This is a genomic window from Hungatella sp. SB206, from assembly GCF_051132295.1.
GTDB classification, from domain to species: domain Bacteria; phylum Bacillota; class Clostridia; order Lachnospirales; family Lachnospiraceae; genus Hungatella; species Hungatella effluvii.
In genome coordinates this window covers 1,719,215-1,739,562 of sequence record NZ_CP096603.1, presented here as the reverse complement: position 1 = coordinate 1,739,562, position 20,348 = coordinate 1,719,215, and the positions used below count along the sequence as shown (strand labels likewise).

The following is a 20,348-nucleotide window of genomic DNA, read 5'->3' as shown; positions in this document are numbered from 1 at the left end:
TTATGCTTCTCGTTCCATAAGTTCCATTAATTTTTCAGCCGCGCATACGGCAAATTCCTTATCGTTGATATTGTAATCCAGTTCCATGATCTCAACAGCGTCCCGGTTCACCCCGTCACGCAGTGTCTGAAACAGCACCTGATCTTCCTTAGGTCCGTAGAATGGCTGGCCCTCCGCGTCGATGGCCGATACGCCATTTAAGGGAAGCAGCAGCGCAGTCTTTCCGGAAGCCAGATTCAGCTTCTCAGACAGCTTTTCTCCAACCTCTCTATTTTCATCGGCCGTGGTCCTCATCAGGGTAACGGTCGGATTATGTTTATAGAGATTTCTTCCCGCAAATTTCTGCGGAACCGTATCGAACGGCCCGAAATTCACCATATCCATGGCCCCTACGGAAACCACCTGGGGAATCCCACAGCGGGCCGCCGCCTCACAGCGCGTCTGGCCTGCTGCCAGGACTCCGCCCACCACCTCGTCACACCACTCCGTCGTGGTCAGATCCAGCACGCCCTTAAAGAATCCGGCGTCCGTCAGCGCTTCCATCGTCCGCCCCCCGGTACCGGTCGCATGAAATACCAGGACTTCATACCCATGCGTCTCCAGACACTCCTTTGCAAATCCAACACACGGCGTCGTAACACCGAACATGGTCGCAGCAACCAGAGGCTTGTGATCCCCTGTCTCCGGCTTCAGCTCCTCTTTCAGCCTCACCATTCCGCAGACGGCAAGGACCGCATTTCTGAAAATCACCTTTGAGATGGAGTTCAGCCCGGCTACATCTACAATGGACGGCATCATCACAATGTCGCTGGTGCCCACATACTGCTCCACGTTGCCGGAAGCCATGGTTGACACCATAAGCTTGGGAACTCCGATGGGCAGCGCCCGCATGGCCGGAGTCACCATGGAAGTTCCCCCTGAACCTCCAAATGACAGAATCCCGTCAAACCTGCCTTCCCCGTACAGCTGCAAAACCAGTGTCTCCATTCCTTTCGACAGCGCCTCTGTCGCCATGGCCCGGTCCTTTCGTTCCACAATGGCGCGGATATCGTATCCGGCCGCGGCTGCCACCTCCGTGTTGGACACGTCCGGCGTAAACTCTGGTTCAAACACGCCGGTATGTATGGTTAATGCGTGCAGCCCCAGTTCCTCAACCAGTCCCTTTACGTAGAGATATTCCTTTCCTTTCGTATCAAAGGTTCCTGCGATTGCTATTGTTTTCATGTAAACCTCTCCTTCTTTTCAGCGAAACCCGGCCGTGATTTTCGCTGTATTTCTATCCCCGTTTTTGCTTCCCTGCTACAAATATATTGTACACTTCCCTCATTTCTGAATAAATGTTGTTAGTTTATCTTCTTTTGTGTTTATATTTCTAAATGTTGTTGTTTTTATTAACTATCCTTGTGTTTATATTATATTTAGAATTTAAAGCGATTTGCAGCGCCTGGATATGCGTTTTCCCGCTTTTTTACTTTTGGGTACAAAAATGAGAGGCAGCGGTACTTTTGCGGTACCGCTGCCTCTCTGTTCATGATTTGATCTTTTTTCAATTATATAAAGTGATCTTCTATTTCATATATGCATTGATTTCCTAAACGCGCAATCTTCCTTAGCGCTCCATATAGAAAGTAATAACCTCCACATTTCCATCCATCTCCTTATTCCCAGTATGAAATCCACATTTTTTCGTATAGAATGCGATGTTCTCCTCTTTATCCGCAGGCGTTTCCAGCGTAATCCGCTTCCAGTCAGGAAAAACAGACAGCATATGCCGAAATGCCCGGGAACCGATTCCCTTCCCCTGATATTCCGGAATAATACATAAACACCCCAGATGGTACTGTCCATCCCCTCTGTTCACGAGAGAAATCACACCAACAGGGACTTCCTTACTCAAAATAATGTATTTGGGAAATCCGGCAATGGATAATTCCATCGCTTCCTTCGTCTTCCCATACGCTGGGCATTCCCCGTAGCGAATGTAATCCGCATGGAAGGCCGCATTATACATTTCAATCAGAAGTTCCGCATCGTCCTGCACGGCTTTTCTATAATTCAGTTCCATTTTATCCTGCCTTCCATCATAGCCTCATTTGGCTTACGATATTTTCCACCTGCATATCCAGCATTTCCGCCACGTGTTTGGCGACAGCGCGATGCCCCGCCGGATTACCCGCATAGCCCAGAGGAGCCGCCTCCCTGATTACACTGCCGCCCTGGAGCCATTTTTCCATGCCTTCCTCATTCAGCGATGATGAGACCAACTGTTCCGCAGTCTCCAAATCAACCAGTTCCGGACAAAAATAATGAAGAACCGCAGTCTCAAACGCACCTGCATGAATATCCAGCAATCCGTGTTCTGAAGGTTCTTCCTCTTCAAACCACTCCACTGGATAGTCCGGATCCACAACCAACAGAAAATTCTCATCTCCCCGCCATCCATACAGTGGTAAATCCATTGCATCCACGACCAGTTTGACCGAAAGATCCAGCTTTTCGTTCACTTCTTTAATTGTTTCAATAATACTGTTTACATGGAAGGAATCTCCATGATAATTAAAGCAGTATACCTGGCGGAAGGAAAAATCCTTTACATTTTCAAATATTTCAAACAGCACCTGCCTCATAGTCTCCGGCTTCAGCGAAAATGTCCCCGGAAAGCTCCCGGTACAGTGATTCACTCCCCAATAGTACGGCGGAAGTATCACACTCTCTTTCCCCATATGCTTTAGTTTTTCCTTCACATTCCTGCACATCGCATAACTCCAGTAAATATCAGAGCCTAACGGAAGATGCGGTCCATGCTCTTCAATGACGCCCAGAGGAAAAAGTGCCGGTATATTCTCAGCCCCCTGTTTCTGGACTTCCTGCCAGTTCTCCTCAGCCATTGTCTTCTGAAAAATCGATTGAAACATATCATTCCCCTCCTAAAGCGTTGAAATTATCTGAAATTCCTATTCGGATTAACTCCTCGATGTATTTGGGCGTAAATACTGCATACCGGTTCGCCCCCGGCCCCCTCCTCTGCAAACCACCAGTACACGTTCCCGTCTATCATAATTTTCCGTTTTCCTTTTTTACTGACTCCCACAACTCCTCCTTTTTATGAAAATACTTCCGGCTTGACTCCCCGTTAAAACTCCAATAGCGGAATGACATTTATGACCGGTTCCTCATATGGGTGAATCTTTTTAACCGTATTGACCGCATTCTCTGCCAGTTCAACCGGACAGCGCATCTCCATTTTGACTTCAGTTCCGCAGCAAATTTCTCCAATTGCCCCGTTAAAGGGATTGCTGTTTTCCAATGGTCTCCATGTCCCCTTTATACTATGGTAAGAGACCACGTGATCGTAGTTACCGACCCGGCATGCACCGATCAGCGTCAGCGCCTCCCGTATTGGTTCAACATACGCTTCCGGCACGTACAGTTCCATTTTCACATTTTTCACGTCGACAGTCATAAGCTTCCTCCTGAACGTATTTGTGTTTCTCTCCCTTTCCTTGCATATTCCACCGGCGGAATGCCCGTATACTTCTTAAACATTCTGGAAAACTGGGCGTAATCTTCATATCCTACCATGGCGGCAACCTCCTTGCAGGAGGCATTTTTCTGTTCGAACAATTCCTTCGCCTTGTTCATACGGAACCGCACCAGATACTCTGTGAAGCTGCATCCGACTTCCTTCTTAAATTTGACACTTAAATAAGAACCGGACACGTGGGCTACCACCGCCAAATCCCTCAGCTGAATTTCCTTCATATAGTGCTCTTCGATATATTTTTTCACAAATTCCACGTAATCGCCCGGATTCCAGTTTCCGTTCAGAAGCTTAGACATGGGGTCTTTTTCATCAAAGCTTCCGTAGCTTTTGAACGCCTTCGTCGTATTTAAAATCGCCCGTTCCGTAGGAATCCGGTCGAAGGTTGAACCGCCTATGTAGCCCTGACATTTTGTATTCTGGTACAGATACAGCATGTCGATCGGCGTATTGGCCGGTCCGGCATAGATCATCTTTATGACATCGCTTCGAATCTCGTCACTGGCATTGAATATCTCGTCCGATATCTTTCTCGCATCATTGATGGAGATGTACTTTTTCGCCCCCAGAAATCCGCCCTTGGTCAGCCCCAGATGAGCGCAGATCACATCGGCTCCGGCCTGCGTCATCTTCCTGGCCTGCTCCGCGTCCACGACAAAGGCAATGGTGAATAAATCAAGAAAGTGAGCCAGCTTAATGGCCTCCACTTCCTTCTCATAGGTATTCCCCTCTTCGCTCAGTGCTTCCCCGAACTTCCCGTCAATCAGTGACAGCGTCGGGTAATTTACAACGCCGGAAAAACCATTTTCACGGATCTTTTGCAGATAATCATAGAGATTGATCATCGGATCACTGGCAAACAGGCCAAAAAGCACCGGCGTATCCCTTATGATCGGCAGCAGTTCGTTGCAGCCCATATCCATCACGATCGTGTTGCTGTCGCCATAACACAGATAGCTGGAGAAGGAGCTTCTTCCCATAATCCTGAACTTCCCGGCGCTCAGCGCCAGAAGTAAATCCGCCCCTCCCATGGCCGAATATCTGGCAGTCATGCCCGAGCCTGCCACCGTACCTATAATGTGTCCATTTACGTTGATCTGCGCGCGAAGGCGCTTTAGAATTTCATTTCTGGGAATCATTTTGCCTCCTGGGAGTATGTCATGTTCCTTGTATATCATGTTCCTTGTATTTTACCGCGTTGTAGGGGAAATGTAAACGTGTTGGGAAAAGATTGCTTCCTCTGTCGTAACAGTTTAACCTCTGTCAGTACAAAAAAACCGGGGGCTTCCGCCCCCGGATCACTATCCATCTGAAAATATTCAACAAAGACTACACTCTTCTATATTCCAACGGCAGATCATATCCAAACGTCCGTTTTCCGTTCACCTCGAAGGTCTCTGAGACCTCCAGCACCTCACTGTCGAATCTCTCCTCCAGCTTAAATTTCAGCACCGGCGAAAACATGCTGACACCTTTTCCCACAAAGGCTCCGTTCTCCTCGTGATAAATGATCGGCGTGAACTTCTCTGAAATCTTCAGACTTTCCCATGCAGTCTCTTTTAAGTTCTCGCTGGTAAAGTTCTCCTTCGTGTATCCCTCCGGCATATCGTAGGAAGTCAGCTTGATGCCTCCCTCTTCCTCCGTAAACAGGAACAGATGCGGCATTGCATTCGTCTTGCCGTCCGTCGTATAATAGCTCTCCTCCAGAACGAATACTCCAGAAAAATCTGCCGGCAGCCCCGTTATCCGGTCATTGCACACGGTATTCCTGTGCTCCGCCCTGGGATAACCGGTGATCCCTTCTCTTTCGAACCGTTCCAGCTGCTGCGAATTATCAAAATGGCCTGTTAAGTAACCAATCAATCGTTCCATCATCTTCATATGGCATTCTCCTTTCGTATCACATCATTTTCCAGAAATCAGCCATATCATACCACGATAGTAGGAAACTGTAAATAATTCTCAGGGAAAGATCACAAAAGTTTCACACGCTGGCGGTCCTTCCTATTTATAATCGTCTACGTCAAACTCCCGGTCTTTGAAATAGTATTTCCGGTCTTCTTCCGTAATATAGCGGATCACACGGCAGGGATTGCCCACGGCTATCGCATTATCAGGAATATCCTTTGTCACAACGCTGCCGGAACCGATTACAACGTTATTGCCGATATGGACGCCCGGATTGATGACGGAATTTCCGCCGACCCAGACATTATCCCCGATTGTCACGCCGATTCCGTACTCATATCCACTGTTTCTCGAATCGGGATGAACCGGATGGCCAGCCGTATAGACCGCCACATTGGGGGCAAACATGACATTTTCGCCGATTACCACCTTTGCCACATCCAGGATAACACAGTTGAAATTCGCATAGAAATTATTTCCGGCTTCAATGTGGGTTCCATAATCACAGCGGAACGGCGCCTCCACAAAGATATTCTCACCCGTTTTTCCGAAGATCTCACGGATCAGCGCATCTTTCTCTTTTTCCGCCTCCGGAGGCAGATTGTTATAGCGGTGAACCCGTTTTCTGCTCTCCTTCCGCTCCTCCTCGAGTCCATCCTCCCACGCCTTATATGGCAGTTCGCTTAACATTCTTTCTCTCTGATTCATCTTTACTTCCTCCTCATGTTCGATTCTGTCTCTGTTTCATCACTTCTTCATCTTTATTCCATTTCTTCCCACAGCGCTTCCAGGGCCAGCCGCTTCATTCCTTCTTCGTAATCCCGTTCCAGATTTTCTGCGAAGATAAGATCCATATGGAATTTCCCTTCCAGAAGCCTCCCGCTGTATGCCCTCAGCTGCTCCTGCAGCTCCCCTGTAAAGAAATCACCATAAAATATGAGCGTTTCCGGAGCTACTGTAAACCCATACACCGCGGTCAGAAGCTTTAGGTTCTCCAGGACGTCGTTCTCTCGCCCATAATCCAGTGAATCCCATGAAACCGGCACGGGAAGACCGGCGAGCTCGCCAGCGCAGTGGGACGTTCCATAATAGATTTTCCCCTGAATTACGAGTCCTGCGCCCGGCGGATAAATTCTCGGGAGATAAATTCCCGCCACCGTGGCCTTTTCCACGTCCCCTTCCCGGCAGGCGCCGTATGTCATGGCATTGATATCGTTCTCGAAGACTACCGGAAGATGGTAGCGTTCCTTATAATGGGCCATAAATTCCGGCCCGACGAGCGCCTGGTAATCATGAATGGTCACCACATCATCCACCACCTCCCCCGGGAGTCCAAATGCCAGCAGACTGATTTCCGGAAATCGGCCGATCACATCGTCGAGAACCGCCTCAAAGCTCTCCACCAGGATCTCGTCGAAATACTCTTCTTTCCGCCATACACACTCGCCCATCAGATTGACGACAGCCAAATGCATCAGATTTCTTCCTTCACTCTGATGGCCGTACAGCAGCACCGCATACCGGTAATCGGGCCGGTACTGGTACCGCGTGCTGGGGCGTCCTCCCCCGGAAGGGGCCAGCCCCGACTGCACAACCTCCCCTGTCTTCAACAAGTCCTCCAGAAGGCTGTTGATCGTGACCACACTCAATCCGGTACGATCCGCCAGCTCAGGCTTGGTCGCCTCCTTACACTGCCGGAGGATCCGGCGAAGCTGCCGCTTATTCAATTCCTTCATCAGCTTTGCATCCGCTCCCATGCGCGCCTCCTTTCCTATGCAGAAGTTTTATCAGCCCTCATTACTAAAATACCTTTATAAAGTCTCTTTCATAAGTTATCACAGAAAAAGGAATCTGTCAATCGAATTTTCTTTAAGCCAGATTCCTTTTTGTAGGATACTCCGGATAAAAGGATCGCCGTTATTTAGGATCCGGAGGTCCGCCGTCATTCATGCAGCCGTTTAATAATCTTAAATATAATCGTTCCCTCCATCACCAGCGGCTGGGAATGTGCGAAAAACACGATTCCATCGGCTGGAAACGCGGTTTATAGAGTCCAGTGCGCAAGCCATGGCGTTCAACAGACCTGATGTTTCGAAAAAATGCATCTGCACCCGCCAGTGCCGGCAGCTGCCATCACGACCGCGACGCCCCCGACTGCAGCGAGAAGCGGAATGGTCAGACTCCCCGCCGTAAAGCCGCCCACGCTCATGACTCCCGAAACGCTGATGCTGTTCACAGGAAACAGCATCAGTATGCGCCTTGCCGTCTGGCTTCCCGGATTTAAAAACATGGGAGCCAGATAAGTGACGGCCGCCAGGATAATGGATACAAAGGAGGTCGGACAAAGGACTGAAAACAGCAGGGTAAGACCGGTCACTGTGATGGTGGACATCATCGCCAGAAACGCCGTCAGGAACGCCGCCTCATAGCATTTGAGCGGCTGCGCAATCCTCGAAAATACCATCAGCTCACTCAGCTGGATATCTGTATTCCATCCCTCCAGTCCGCGCCCGGCGGCAAACAGCAAAAATCCCACCAGCAGAATTACCGCTTCCATCGTGATGCTGAAGCAGAACGCAGATATCACCTTTGCCAGGACGCACCGTTTCTTCCCATACCGTGAGGTAAGAATCAAAGCGTCCATCCCGCTGGTATACTCGTCGGAAAAGACAGGGGAAACGATAATGACCACCAGAATTCCGGACATCAGAACGATATACATCATGCTGTATAAGAAGGATTCCCACCGGCTGGACATACCGATCACCGGAGGCTCATCGAATTCCGGAAATACCTCCTGCACCGTTTTGCCGTTCCACGTTCCATCCCGCTCCGCAAACAGATTCGCAACCGGATAATACGTATTGTTGGACACGTCTCCTGTCGTCATCCCATCCGTTCTCGGAAACGCGGCCAGAATCTCCTGCACCTTCTCATCGGTCAGGGGACCGGCAAAACGGTTTGCAATCTCCGTGTTGTACCGCTCCGCCTCAGTTCCGTAAATCTGCTCCCCCTCCTGCGTGACAGCCCATTCATTTCCAAAGATCCACGACCAGAGCATGGTAGCGTAAATAAGGGCAAACGCCCCCAGCGCGATGAAAACAAGCTTCTTTTTTAATAGTTTAGAAAATTCGAATTTTATTAATTGTTTCATTAACTATTCTCCTCCTCAAAATAGTACAGGTACAAATCCTCCAGAACTGGTTTCACCGGAACGGCATTTCCGGCAGGCTTACGCTCGGAAATCACCCGCAGTATGGAGTAATCGCCTTCATTTCTCAAATTTCCAATGGTATACTTTTCATTCCAGCGATCCGCTTCACTGGCCGGTACTCTGCATTCCCAGACGAATCCCGTGATCTCCTTCGTCACTTCTTCCGGTTTTCCCTGATGAACCAGTTTTCCCGCTTTCATGACGAGAATCTCATTGGCAATGTATTCAATATCGGAGACGATATGGGTGGACAAAAGCACAATCTTATCCTTGGAAAAAGAACTGATCAGATTTCGGAACCGCACCCGCTCCTTCGGATCCAGCCCTGCGGTCGGCTCATCGAGAACGAGGATCTCCGGATCATTGAGCATGGCCTGTGCGATTCCCAGCCTCTGTTTCATCCCGCCGGAAAATGTCTTAATCTTCTTGTTTTTCACCTCGGACAGCCCTACCAGCTCCAGAAGTTCCAGTGTCTTTGCCGCTGCGGCGCTCTTCCCCAGCCCCTTCAGCGCCGCCATATACATCATGAATTTATTCGCTGTAAATTCCGGATAATAGCCAAACTGCTGGGGCAGATAGCCGAGAACCATCCGGTAGGCATCCCCCTGTTCCGAGATAGGCCGCCCGTCGTAGAGCACCTCCCCCGAGGTCGGTCTCAAAATATCACAGATCATACGCATCAGCGTAGTCTTCCCCGCCCCATTGGCGCCCAAAAGTCCATATACCCCCGCTTTCAGGGTGAAATCCATGCGGTCCACCGCAATTTTCGCTCCATACTGTTTCGTCAGTCTGTCTATCCGAAGTTCCATATGACTGTCTCCTCTCTATCCATCTGTTTTACTACCCCGTATCCGCTCACAAGCAGGAGTACGAAGCCCGCTATTCCGATACCTGCCGCCATTCCAGCCGAAACCGTAACGGGCAGCTCCGGAAGATACTGCCTGAGCATCAGGATTCCTCCCGCCATAAAAATTCCCGCCGCGGTGAGTACATACCCGCTGCAGTGGCGTTTCAGCACTTGAAACAGCCCCAGATATACCGCGTTCGATACCTGGAACGGCAGAAGCACGGCGAGGACGGCCTCCGTAAATCCGGTTCCCCGGCTTCCCACAGCCGCCATCAGAAAAATCAGGAACACGCCATCCACGGTTCCCAGGACCGCCATCTTGGCAGCCATCAGCTTTCTTAAATTGAAGCAGCAGCTCTGTTCCAGTTCCCACATTCCAAGGCTGAAGCTCTTTGTAAGCTCCGGCACACAGATCACGCCCAGAAACGGAATCATGGCCGACAAATTCCAGAGATACCATTCCTCCGTCTGCCTGCCAGAAACCCATATGGCCAAAAGCAGAAATACTGCCTGTAAAATCCAGACCGACGGCGATATAAACCGGGCCAGCCGCCACATATGCCGCCACATGCCCGGAGCCGGTGTCAGGCGCTTTTTATCCAGCTCCTCACTTAATAGAATCCGTAATTTCTGCTCCTGAAGGGCTGTCATATCCGGCGCCTCATGCTGCCTCAGTACATTTCTCATCGCTTTCTCCTCTTCGGAGACTCCAAACACCCATTTCATATCTGTAAATCACCGTCCTTTTCTAAGAACTGCCTCATCTTTTCCATTCCCTGTTTCAATCTGGATTTCACGGTGGGGATTCCCGCCCCCACGACCGCGGCGATTTCCTTCTGCTTCATATCATAATAGAATCTCAGAATAATCACATCCTTCTGCATCTCCGGAAGCCTGTTTAATGCCGCCTGTACGCTGTCCCGCATTTCCGCCCGGCGGTATCCCTCCTCTTCCTCCTGTACGCCTTCCAGCGCCTCCTCTTCCATGGTTACGAATTTCCTGCTGCGGAAGAAATCGCTGCACACGTTCCGCGCAATTCCAAAAATCCAGGCCCGGAAATGATTCCGCTCCGTATACCCATCCAGAAACCGGATCACATGGAGGAACGTCTCCTGGGTGCAGTCATAAGCGCTCTCCGCATCTCCCGTCTTATAGAAACAGAAATGGTAGATTTCCTGATAGTATTCTTTTACCACGGTCTCAAACAGCGCCTTTTCGCCCTGTTTAATCCTCCTGATTATCTCTTTCTCATTCACTCCCCATCACCGCCCTTTTTCTGATTTCTGCCCGGTTTTGTCTGGCTTCCTTTGTGTTACATATAATATAACGCGGAAAACTTAAGAAAGGATTTAAATAAAATGGAAAATTTAACAGAAGGAAAATTTCTCTGAAAAACACAAAGGGCGAAAGCATCTTCTGCTTTCGCCCTCCCTCAGAACAATCATCTGCATTTTTCAGCAGTGAGTATATAAGACAACGGAAATCCCTTTCCGTCATACACTTCAGTTAAGCCGATATCATAATCAAACTCCTTCAGCCTTACGATCCTCATCTGTGAATCGCTGACCGCGTTGATTATGGCCGACATGGTATGGGAGAAACTGGTGAATGTCTTTGACTCATACGGTTCAGACATATATCCCATCCCCTCGTTTTCGATCCATGGTTCATTTCTGAAATAAGAATAGACAACTCTGTTTAAATGCTCCCCATCAAATTCAGGCTCGCCCGGCATGGGCAGCATGTTCATGACTGGGTGAAAATCATGAATCAATAAGATACCGCCTGGCTTTAAGCAGTCCGATACCTTCTGAAACAGCGGCTTCAAATCCTCAAACCATGTAATCGCTCCGATTGTAAACAGAATAAAATCAAAGCTGTTGTGATACTTCTTATCAATATCCAGAATATTACACGGGACAAACCGACAGTTCGAAATTCCTGCCTTTTCAGCGGTTTCAGACGCCTGTGCGATGATATTTTCCGCAATATCAAATCCGGTTCCGCTCTCCGCGCCAAGCTGCATGAGAGACAGCAGCTCCCGCCCGTTATTACAGCAGAACTGTGCCGCGCTCTTTCCTTTAAAATCCATGGACCGCAGCTCCGCCGCCATGTCCTTACAAAAAAACGGGAGATTCTCGTTCAGTAAACGCTTATAGTTCTCTTCCCCCCAACCATCCTGTTTATGGTCAAATGCCTCTTCCCAGGCTGCTTTATTATTTCCTATATAATCCATCTTCTGCTCCTTTGGGAGAGCTACCCTAACAAAGCCCTCCGCTTAATTATATTTTTCAGTTCCATACCGTTACCTCCTTTCACATTTATTATTACAATACCAGCATGGTATTCTAACCTGGTTACTGCTAAAAAACAGCCGCGGTCATCAAGCGCCGCGGCTGTTTGCAGACAATTTTCATTTTATCATATTTTGGGGGGAATTTCTATATATTTACGAAACTTATTACACGCTCTCCGGCTCTGCCTTATTCACCTTTTTACTGCCGGCCGCACTGCTGACCGCATGATATACGAGACAGATGCCAATCGTAGCCGCCATATCCGGCAGTGTATTACCCACCGGAGTGTCCACATGCATCAGAATCCGGTAGAGGACAAACCCGCATGCCCAGATCACCAGGTTGGGGACGTGGAACCGTACAGTTCGAAAATCATTTTTCAGAGTCAAACACTCCGCCGCGAGCGACGGCGTATTTGACTTCCGCAGCAGTCGCCAGATGGACATGCCAGCATGTCCGCCTGGCTCGTTGCCCGCGAAAATAAACGTATCGGCGATCTGGATCGCAATCATCGGTGCGAACACGGAACCAATGAGATACAGGAAATTGGTAATATTGTCCATAGGGTACACGATGGCTGCGATCGTACCGATCACCGTAACCGCGATGGCCGCCCATTTCTCCTTAACCGCCCCGGATATTACCGTACTGGAGACACCGGCGGAAAAAGCGTCCAGAAACGTAGTGGTAACCGTGGAGAGAACAATTATGAACAGCCCGGCAGCACCCAGCCCCGCTTTGACCATGATCACTGCTATATCGTATGTACCGGTAAAGAGCGCCGCTCCCATTCCGATGATATACATGAAGCAGCTGACCACACCGTAGACCAGTGTGCTCGCAAGCGTTGCCTGAAACGGCTTTTTCGCCTCTCTCGTATAATCGCTGATTAACGGAAGCCAGGAAAGCGGCATAGCCACAGACAGTTCCACCGCCGCACCGAAGCTCATCCCCTCTTCCGATACGAGGACGCTTCCGCCGTGGCCGGAAAATATCACCTTTCCAAGAATCAGCGTCAAAATAAACAGAAGCCCCATGGCCACTGTATTGAGTTTTCCCAGATTTTTAAGTCCGATCAAGATCCAGACAATAATCAGGCCCCCGATCACGAGACACCAGATCCAGGCGCCGGTGCCGTAAATGCTGTTAGCCGCCAGCGCACCGTCATAGATCATGATCGCGGTCCAACCCACCAGCTGCAGAACATTTAACACGGCAAACAGGAGGCAGCCCTTACCGCCGAAGCTGAGCTTCACCGTCTCCATGGCGCTGAGCCGTTTCATGCCTCCGATAAGGCCGGCGAAAAACAGCATGGTGCAGCCGATTAAATGTCCCAGCAAAATGGCTGCCAGCCCTTTTTCAAATCCCAGAGGCGCCAGATACGTTCCGGTCAGAATCTCCGCTATGGAGACACCGGCTCCAAACCAGATCAGGCCGTTGTTTAAAGTGCTCGTCCCTTTATTTTCCATCGCAGTTTCCTCCGCTGCAGCTTCCGCTGCTGTTTCCTCCATCGCCTGCTCCACCAGACATACCGGCGTCATCGCCATACTCTCCCTCGATGGCAAATGCATGGTTCATGGGGCCGCTTCCCTTTCCCAAATCCAGCATATCTCCGAGTGCACCGGATAAATACGCCTTCGCCCTGCGCACAGATTCCGCAAGTCCGCGGCCCTTTGCCAGGTTAGAAGCGATGGCGCTGGACAGCGTGCATCCGGTACCGTGGGTATTGGAAGTGGCAATCCGTTTTCCATAGAACCAGAGATTCTCCCCATCCGTATACAGGAGATCATTGGCATCGTTAAGCTGATGGCCGCCTTTGCAGAGAACGGCACAGTGGCAGGTATCCCCTGCGAACTTCGCAGCAGCCCGTTCCATATCGCGGTCTGACTGAATTGTCATACCGGACAACACTTCCATCTCCGGAATATTGGGTGTGATCACATCAGCCAGCGGAATCAGCACTTCCTTCAGCGTGGATATGGCCTCGTCGCTGATCAGCTTCGATCCCGCCGTCGCTACCATGACAGGGTCGAGGACGATATTCTTCGCGTGGTACTGTTTCAGTTTTTTTGCAATCACTCTGATCAGAGCGCTGGACGAAACCATACCGATCTTCACCGCATCCGGGAAAATATCCGTAAATACATCGTCAAGCTGCTCTGCCAAAAATTCCGGAGTTACCTCCATGATACCTGTTACGCCGGTAGTATTCTGGGCTACGACGGCCGTGATGGCGCTCATACCGTAGACCCTGTGGGCGGTCATTGTCTTCAAATCTGCCTGAATTCCGGCGCCTCCGCTGGGATCTGTCCCGGCGATTGTTAATGCTGTTCTCATTTTTCTTTCTCCTCTTCGCATTAATTTTGTGTAATGATTCAGCCGCACAGCTGAATCGTTACATTTTGTTAAGCGACAGAAGGTGGTGCCCCCAATCTGCCGCTGGTCTGCGGGGCGGTGCTGCCATGGTGGATTTACAGCAGTTCACCGCCTCAATCTATTTCATTTTCATTCACCTGCCCCGGAAGCAATCCGGTAAAAGGCGGGGAAATCATTGAAATCCTTTAAATAGTAATCGGAAATCTTCTTTAACGCTTCCTGATCCATTCCGCTGGCCTCATCATATACTCCTGCAACCGCAAATCCTGCATGTTTCGCGGTTACTGCCGCATGGAGGGCGTCCTCAAACACCCATGTCCGCGTTTTTTCTGTTCCCAGGCAGGAGAGAGCCTCGTAATAGATATCCGGCCGGTCCTTTCCAGCCCCGACCTCCGTGCAGGTAAATATCTGCCGGAAGAACGCCTTAAGGCCGCATCGGGAAAGCGCCGCCTCCACTTCCTTCCGGCTGCTGGAGGTCGCAGCAGCCATTACAAAACCGTGTTTTCCAAGCTGGGTAAGAAACTCCGGAACCCCTGCTTTCGGAAGAACTTCCTCCCTGTAATACCGGCTTACGGTTTCTTCCACTCCGCTTACAATTTCCGCTTCGGTCTGTGCCAGGCAGTACTGCTCCCTCATATATCCGGCCGCCTGCTCCATGCTCATGGGAAGCAGACGTCTTCCAAGTCCCGGTTCGGCCTTGATGCCGAGGCGGGCTAAATACCACTCTCCGGCATGATCCCACATGGACATGGAATCCAGAAGTGTTCCGTCGATATCAAAAATGGCTCCCTTCATCGGTCGTTCCTTTCTCCGACTTTGTGATGCTGGTTTTTATTCCTTTTCTGTTACAGCCGCGGCCACGCATTTCAACCTCCTGGCGGCCTCCTCGATATCGTCCTCAGCGAAGATGGCGCTCACGACAGCTACGCCGCAGATACCGCTTCCTGCCAAATGCTTCATATTATCCGCTGTAATTCCGCCGATCGCCACGACCGGGATATGTACCGCCGCGCAGATGTCCCTTAACGTCTGACCGCTCACATCGCTGGCATCTTTTTTCGTACCCGTATGGAATACGGCTCCTACCCCCAGGTAATCGGCTCCGTGCTTCTCCGCCAGAAGCGCCTGTTCCACGGTCTGCGCCGACACGCCGATGATCTTTCCTTCTCCAAGTCTCCGGCGGACATCTCCGGCCTCCATATCACTCTGCCCTACATGAACACCATCTGCGTCCACGGCTGCTGCGATCTCTACGCTGTCGTTGATTAAAAACGGCACTCCATAACGCCCGCACAGCTCCTTGATGGACCTGGCTTCAGCCAGAAATGCCTCTTCCGACAGATCCTTTTCTCTTAACTGAATCATTGTGGCGCCGCCCTCCAGCGCCTTTTCCACCTGACTGTACAGAGTCTCCTCTCCCAGCCAGCTTCTGTCTGTTACTGCATACAGCAGAAGGCTGCTGCTGTTAAGCAGGCTGTCACTGTCTAATTTCATACCTGGCTCCTTTCTCCAGTGTATCGCCATCCAGCCGGTAAATTGCGTCAATAATCCGGTTCCGGTATGTGGCATTTCCCTCATAGCTTTCCAGATGGCTCCATCCGATCTCACCCGCAAGTCCCATGGCGCAGACAGCTGCTGCTGCCGCTTCCAGACGATTGTCCGGGTTTGCTGTCAGATATGCGGTCATAAGCCCGGAAAGCTGACATCCGGTTCCGGTAATCTGACCCATTTCCGGCCGGCCGTTGCGGATCACGTAAGTGCTGTTTCCGTCAGATACCAGATCGATCGCACCGGTAACCGCGATGATGCAGCCAAGGCCAGCCGCCATTTCCCTCACAAATGTGACAGCCCCGGAAAGATTGTCCTCCGTTACAGCGTCTGCCGCATCCGCATCGACGCCTTTCGTGCGTCCAAAGCCTCTGGCCAGTGTCTTGATCTCGGAAATATTTCCGCGGATCACATCGAAGCGCACTTCCCTCATCAGATTTAAAGCCGTCTCGGTCCGAAATGTACCCGCTCCCGCTCCAACCGGATCCAGCAGGACCTGATGCCCCAGCTCATTGGCTTTTTTTCCGGCCAGCAGCATGGACGGAACCGTATTTTGATTCAGCGTGCCGATATTAATGTTTAAACCGCCGCAGATTGCGGTGATGTCCTCCACATCGTTCCTGTCATCCGCCATAATCGGACTCGCTCCGCAGGCCAGCAGGATGTTGGCTACGTCGTTTACCGTGACGTAATTTGTGATGTTATGAATCAGCGGCGACTTCTTTCTGACATTTTCCAGACATTCTTTTAACATGATATTCTCCTTTTCTTCTTTGGTAAGGACTATGAAAAACAAAACTTCCTTTTGCACAAAAAAAGCTGCAATGACGCCCACAGGTATCATTGCAGCATAAAATACATGCTTTTCTATGTTCCCTACGTTGGCATTATCCAAATCAGGTTAATGGGTCAAGGCAAAACAGCCTACTCTCAGCCCGCTTTCAGCGAGCACCCCGTTTTTTGATTACAGGTACATTATACTACGATTGAAGATTAATTCAAGTATAAAATATTTCACACATCTTTCGAATATTACTGATTGATTTTTATATTATGTTCTGGTACACTGGATACTAAATAGTAAATGAGATTTTATTCTGATCATCTAATAATTCCAATTTTCTAAATCCATTATATACCGGAATTCCTATCATTCTTCTCCCTTTATGCTTCCTTTTCTAAATATTCATAAAATATAAATTTAAGGGTTACACTAACCGCCGCTTGACACACGTATTAACACGTGTTATATTAGAGGAGAGACAATGAAAACGAAAAATTTATTAAAATTACTAAAGAAACATGGATGTTATCTATACCGAAATGGAAAGAAGCATGATATCTGGTACAGCCCCGTCACCGACCGGCAGTTCCCGGTCCCCCGGCACAAATCAGAGATCCCAACAGGTACTTTGAACTCTATTCTGACAGATACAGGAGTATCCATGTCAGAATTTCATCATGAAAAAGGAGCATTTACATGAATAAATACGTTTATCCTGCCATCTTTACACCAGAATCAACCGGATGGTCTATCCATTTTCCGGATCTGGAAGGATGCTATACCTGCGGCGACGACTTAAAGGACGGCATCGAGATGGCACAGGATGCCCTGGCCCTGGTTCTATATGAATATGAAGCGAACAACCGCGTCATCCCTCCGCCAGGCAATTTGGAAGATATTATACTTAAAGAAGGCCAATTTGTTAATTACATTCTGTGCGACACCATGGTATATCGAAAAAAGTACCGCAGCAAAGCCGTTAAGAAGACGCTGACGATCCCCGAATGGCTGAATGAAGCAGCATCGAACGCCGGTCTTAATTTCTCACAGATTCTTCAGGAGGCGTTATTAAAAAGGCTTCAGGCAAAGTGAAATTTGCCTGAAGCCATGACCAGATATTTTTAATTTCTATAATCATCACGCTGCTTTTTCCTATTATCACGCTCAAATCGTGATTTCAATCGCGATAAATCGCGAAATTTATTGTAATACGTCTATTCTTCCACGATATCTTGAATGTCATCCCCCACAGACTGTTTCCAGCGGCTTGATTCTCTTATGATATATTTTCATAAGAAAGAACACGCTGATCAAAATCGAGCATACTTCTGATATTGGCCAGCAAAACCAGATAAGAGCCATGTTTCCAAACTGTGCAAGAAAGTAAGCCAGCGGAATCCGAACCACAAGCTGTCTGGCGGTGGTAACAATCAGGCTGTAATGGCCATTTCCCATCCCCTGGAACAGGGAACTGCAAATCACAGAGGTTGGTGAAAACAGAAAGGTAAAGCCTACTATCCTGAAAATCGGAATGCCCACCCGAAGCATCTCCTCCGTAGGGTGAAAAGGCGACATGAGCACTTCCGGAAAGAACACAAAACAGGAGGAAGCTAAAATCATAACAGTACAGCCATAAATCATCCCCCATTTCACGGAATCCATGATCCTCTTTTTACTTTTTGCGCCATAGTTATAAGCAACAATGGATACCATGCTGCTGTTTAAACCGATCATCGGTGTCTGGACAAAATGCTGAAGCCGGTTATAAATCCCAAAAACAGCTACTGCAGTAGTGGAAAACTCCGCTACAAGACGATTCATTAGAAACGACATAAGAGAGCTTACAGAGGCTATAACAGTAGTAGGAACTCCAACCCGGAAGACCGCAGCCATCATATGGCGATCGGGCCGAAATCCCTTTAAAGAGAATGAAATATCTGTATTTTTCTTGAGATTCAAAAAGACCGCCAATCCCATGGCAATCCACTGCCCGCACACAGTGGCCAGTGCAGCTCCAAAAATACCCATAGCAGGAAATCCAAACAGCCCAAAAATAAATACCGCATCCAGTATGATATTAATAACAGCTCCGGTTCCCTGGGTTATCATGGTGCACGAATTCTGCCCAGTTGCCTGCAGCAGACACTCAAAGGTCACCTCTCCAAAGATTCCAAGAGATCCCACCATACAGAACTGTAAGTATTGAACACCATAGCCAATGATTTCCTCATTGTCTGTCTGCAGCAGGAAATACTCCTGTGTATAGAATAAGCCGACAAACAAGAAGAGTACCATACAGATCATTTCAATCAAAATCCCGTTTAAGGCTGCCTCAGAAGCCTTCTTTTTATTTTTTTCACCCAGACATGAGGTGACTAAAGCGTTAATTCCCACTCCCAGCCCAGAGGCCGTAGAACTCATCAGGTTTTGCAGAGTAACCGCCAGGGAAATAGCCGCCAGCGCATTTTCACCCAAACGAGAAACAAAAAGGCTGTCGATTATATTATACATGGCCTGAACCATTAATGAGATCATGAGAGGACAGGCCATATTGAACAGCAAATACGGTATTTTCATGGTTCCCATCTTATTTTCTTTTACTTCAACAGATGTTTTCATACAGCATCTCTTCTTTTCATTCCTGATAAAAAACAGAACAGGGCCATAACCAGGTAGGCACACACACAAAAAGCAAAATTAAATTTTCCATTCTCGTAACCAAAGGCTCCTGCCACCGCTGCAAGTATGAACTTGGACAGAAAACTGCCGAGACTTCCGAAGACGTTAAGAACAGAAGCTGCATTACTTCGGGCATAACCAGGTACTTCCATGCCTGCAAATACTGAAATAGCAGGCATATTCACACCAAAACCGATTCCAATCATAACGGCTCCCAATCCCAGTGTCATCACGTCAGGGCTGACCGTCATAAGCAGATAGCCGGCCGCCAGAAACATGTAAGCGCCTCCTAAAGCACGTATCTCCCATTTGTTAATGAATTTATACAGCCAGCCTCCCACAACACCGGAGAGAGTCACCATAGATAAAATCACTGCGGCTGTCATAGAACTTCCAAATCCGTTTTTCATTACAACGGCAGATGTTTCCGTAATGCAGACATAGAATAATATCATGTGGAAAAAATAAAGAATACACCATTTTAATATAGGGCGGAACAGAGACATCGGAATCTTTTTATTTTTTTCCTCATTCGTAAGAGCCGGCGGCTCCGGCATGATTCTGGCTACAATCACCAGAGCCGGGAATACCACAATATAAATCAAAAAGGTTGCCTGCCACCCCCACTTGGCACAGGCTACGCCGCCGAGCATCTGAAACATGACAGCTCCAATATTGGTGGCAACTGCGTTTAAACTGGCTTGTCGATGTACCTCCTCCCCCTGAAAAACGGACATCATAACAGGCATAATCAGGGGAGTAAGGATTCCTGTACCACAGCCAAACAGAGCCCTCCACAGAAGGAGAAGATAAAAATTATGAGTAAAGAACGGAGCAATACCGCTGATCAGATTACAGGTCAGACCGCAGATCGTCAATGTGCGGTATGATACCTTCTTCCCGGCCATATGGCCGCAGATCAAGGTCATTGGAATAGCCAAAAGAGAGGGCAGCGTGGTCAGCAGAGAAATCATGGTGGAAGAAACGTCCGGATAGGCCTCCCCCACACTGGCTAAAACAGGACTTACGGCGCTGGAAGCCAGGCTCAAAAAGGAAAGAGCCACAAGGGCATAAGATGTTGCGTTTTTATTCTGCTTCATAGAATTTCCTCTATATCCTTTAATATCATGAAAAATGGCCCGAAATACTGAAAC

Annotated in this window: 22 protein-coding genes and 1 riboswitch; of the genes, 2 read left to right on the top strand and 20 right to left on the bottom strand. The window is 48.9% G+C overall.

Annotated features, from left to right (window positions below):
* From M1L66_RS07585 to thiM, 18 genes are all read right to left on the bottom strand, one after another.
* Complete coding sequence (locus M1L66_RS07585) at positions 1–1,224, bottom strand: Tm-1-like ATP-binding domain-containing protein (RefSeq protein WP_434691941.1); 1,224 nt, start codon at positions 1,222–1,224, stop codon at positions 1–3.
* A 385-nt stretch (positions 1,225–1,609) separates the two neighbouring features.
* The gene (locus tag M1L66_RS07580; protein WP_320922394.1) at positions 1,610–2,065 is read right to left on the bottom strand and encodes a GNAT family N-acetyltransferase; all 456 of its coding nucleotides are present in this window, start codon (positions 2,063–2,065) and stop codon (positions 1,610–1,612) included.
* Between the two features lie 16 nt (positions 2,066–2,081).
* Complete coding sequence (locus M1L66_RS07575; protein WP_434691939.1) at positions 2,082–2,915, bottom strand: creatininase family protein; 834 nt, start codon at positions 2,913–2,915, stop codon at positions 2,082–2,084.
* A 218-nt stretch (positions 2,916–3,133) separates the two neighbouring features.
* Entirely contained in the window at positions 3,134–3,463 is a 330-nt protein-coding gene (locus tag M1L66_RS07570; RefSeq protein ID WP_434691937.1) for a cytochrome C biogenesis protein, read from the bottom strand.
* Positions 3,460–4,680, bottom strand: a complete 1,221-nt coding sequence (locus M1L66_RS07565) for a phosphoenolpyruvate hydrolase family protein (protein ID WP_434691935.1) — start codon at positions 4,678–4,680, stop codon at positions 3,460–3,462. The genes M1L66_RS07570 and M1L66_RS07565 overlap by 4 nt, the downstream gene beginning before the upstream one ends.
* Before the next feature lie 190 nt (positions 4,681–4,870).
* Positions 4,871–5,422, bottom strand: a complete 552-nt coding sequence (locus M1L66_RS07560; protein ID WP_320922397.1) for a hypothetical protein — start codon at positions 5,420–5,422, stop codon at positions 4,871–4,873.
* Between the two features lie 123 nt (positions 5,423–5,545).
* Positions 5,546–6,157, bottom strand: coding sequence for a sugar O-acetyltransferase (locus tag M1L66_RS07555; RefSeq protein WP_002601086.1), 612 nt, complete (start codon positions 6,155–6,157; stop codon positions 5,546–5,548).
* Positions 6,158–6,210: 53 nt separating this feature from the next.
* Entirely contained in the window at positions 6,211–7,206 is a 996-nt protein-coding gene (locus M1L66_RS07550) for an ROK family protein (protein WP_187022331.1), read from the bottom strand.
* 317 nt (positions 7,207–7,523) lie between these two features.
* Positions 7,524–8,603 (bottom strand): ABC transporter permease subunit, encoded by a 1,080-nt coding sequence (locus tag M1L66_RS07545; protein ID WP_187022332.1) that lies wholly within the window; start codon positions 8,601–8,603, stop codon positions 7,524–7,526.
* Positions 8,603–9,472: an ABC transporter ATP-binding protein gene (locus M1L66_RS07540; RefSeq protein ID WP_434691932.1), complete on the bottom strand. Its 870-nt coding sequence runs from the start codon at positions 9,470–9,472 to the stop codon at positions 8,603–8,605. The genes M1L66_RS07545 and M1L66_RS07540 overlap by 1 nt, the downstream gene beginning before the upstream one ends.
* Positions 9,457–10,197: a hypothetical protein gene (locus M1L66_RS07535; protein ID WP_434691930.1), complete on the bottom strand. Its 741-nt coding sequence runs from the start codon at positions 10,195–10,197 to the stop codon at positions 9,457–9,459. The genes M1L66_RS07540 and M1L66_RS07535 overlap by 16 nt, the downstream gene beginning before the upstream one ends.
* 35 nt (positions 10,198–10,232) lie before the next feature.
* The gene (locus tag M1L66_RS07530; protein WP_434691928.1) at positions 10,233–10,766 is read right to left on the bottom strand and encodes an RNA polymerase sigma factor; all 534 of its coding nucleotides are present in this window, start codon (positions 10,764–10,766) and stop codon (positions 10,233–10,235) included.
* A 185-nt stretch (positions 10,767–10,951) separates the two neighbouring features.
* Positions 10,952–11,746 carry a class I SAM-dependent methyltransferase gene (locus M1L66_RS07525; RefSeq protein WP_434691926.1) on the bottom strand — a complete coding sequence of 265 codons (795 nt, stop codon included), beginning with the start codon at positions 11,744–11,746 and terminating at the stop codon, positions 10,952–10,954.
* Between the two features lie 225 nt (positions 11,747–11,971).
* Positions 11,972–13,276: a putative hydroxymethylpyrimidine transporter CytX gene (gene cytX, locus M1L66_RS07520; RefSeq protein ID WP_434694216.1), complete on the bottom strand. Its 1,305-nt coding sequence runs from the start codon at positions 13,274–13,276 to the stop codon at positions 11,972–11,974.
* Positions 13,266–14,144, bottom strand: a complete 879-nt coding sequence (gene thiD / locus M1L66_RS07515; RefSeq protein ID WP_434691923.1) for a bifunctional hydroxymethylpyrimidine kinase/phosphomethylpyrimidine kinase — start codon at positions 14,142–14,144, stop codon at positions 13,266–13,268. Before thiD ends, cytX begins: the two co-directional genes overlap by 11 nt.
* A 168-nt stretch (positions 14,145–14,312) precedes the next feature.
* Positions 14,313–14,978 (bottom strand): HAD family hydrolase, encoded by a 666-nt coding sequence (locus M1L66_RS07510; protein WP_320961644.1) that lies wholly within the window; start codon positions 14,976–14,978, stop codon positions 14,313–14,315.
* Between the two features lie 36 nt (positions 14,979–15,014).
* Positions 15,015–15,677 (bottom strand): thiamine phosphate synthase, encoded by a 663-nt coding sequence (thiE, locus tag M1L66_RS07505; RefSeq protein ID WP_187022340.1) that lies wholly within the window; start codon positions 15,675–15,677, stop codon positions 15,015–15,017.
* The gene (gene thiM / locus M1L66_RS07500; protein ID WP_434691920.1) at positions 15,661–16,485 is read right to left on the bottom strand and encodes a hydroxyethylthiazole kinase; all 825 of its coding nucleotides are present in this window, start codon (positions 16,483–16,485) and stop codon (positions 15,661–15,663) included. The genes thiE and thiM overlap by 17 nt, the downstream gene beginning before the upstream one ends.
* A gap of 102 nt (positions 16,486–16,587) precedes the next feature.
* A riboswitch (TPP riboswitch) is annotated at positions 16,588–16,697 on the bottom strand.
* A gap of 299 nt (positions 16,698–16,996) precedes the next feature.
* On the opposite strand from thiM, the gene M1L66_RS07495 reads away from it, so the two are divergent.
* Both M1L66_RS07495 and M1L66_RS07490 read left to right on the top strand, forming a co-directional pair.
* Positions 16,997–17,215 (top strand): type II toxin-antitoxin system HicA family toxin, encoded by a 219-nt coding sequence (locus M1L66_RS07495; RefSeq protein WP_434691917.1) that lies wholly within the window; start codon positions 16,997–16,999, stop codon positions 17,213–17,215.
* Positions 17,212–17,607, top strand: a complete 396-nt coding sequence (locus M1L66_RS07490; RefSeq protein ID WP_187022343.1) for a type II toxin-antitoxin system HicB family antitoxin — start codon at positions 17,212–17,214, stop codon at positions 17,605–17,607. The genes M1L66_RS07495 and M1L66_RS07490 overlap by 4 nt, the downstream gene beginning before the upstream one ends.
* A gap of 147 nt (positions 17,608–17,754) precedes the next feature.
* Here M1L66_RS07490 and M1L66_RS07485 read toward each other — a convergent pair whose 3' ends face one another.
* Positions 17,755–19,134: an MATE family efflux transporter gene (locus tag M1L66_RS07485; RefSeq protein ID WP_434691915.1), complete on the bottom strand. Its 1,380-nt coding sequence runs from the start codon at positions 19,132–19,134 to the stop codon at positions 17,755–17,757.
* A complete protein-coding gene (locus tag M1L66_RS07480) occupies positions 19,131–20,294 on the bottom strand; it encodes an MFS transporter (protein WP_434691913.1) in 1,164 nt (387 codons plus the stop codon). The genes M1L66_RS07485 and M1L66_RS07480 overlap by 4 nt, the downstream gene beginning before the upstream one ends.
* Positions 20,295–20,348 lie beyond the last annotated feature (54 nt).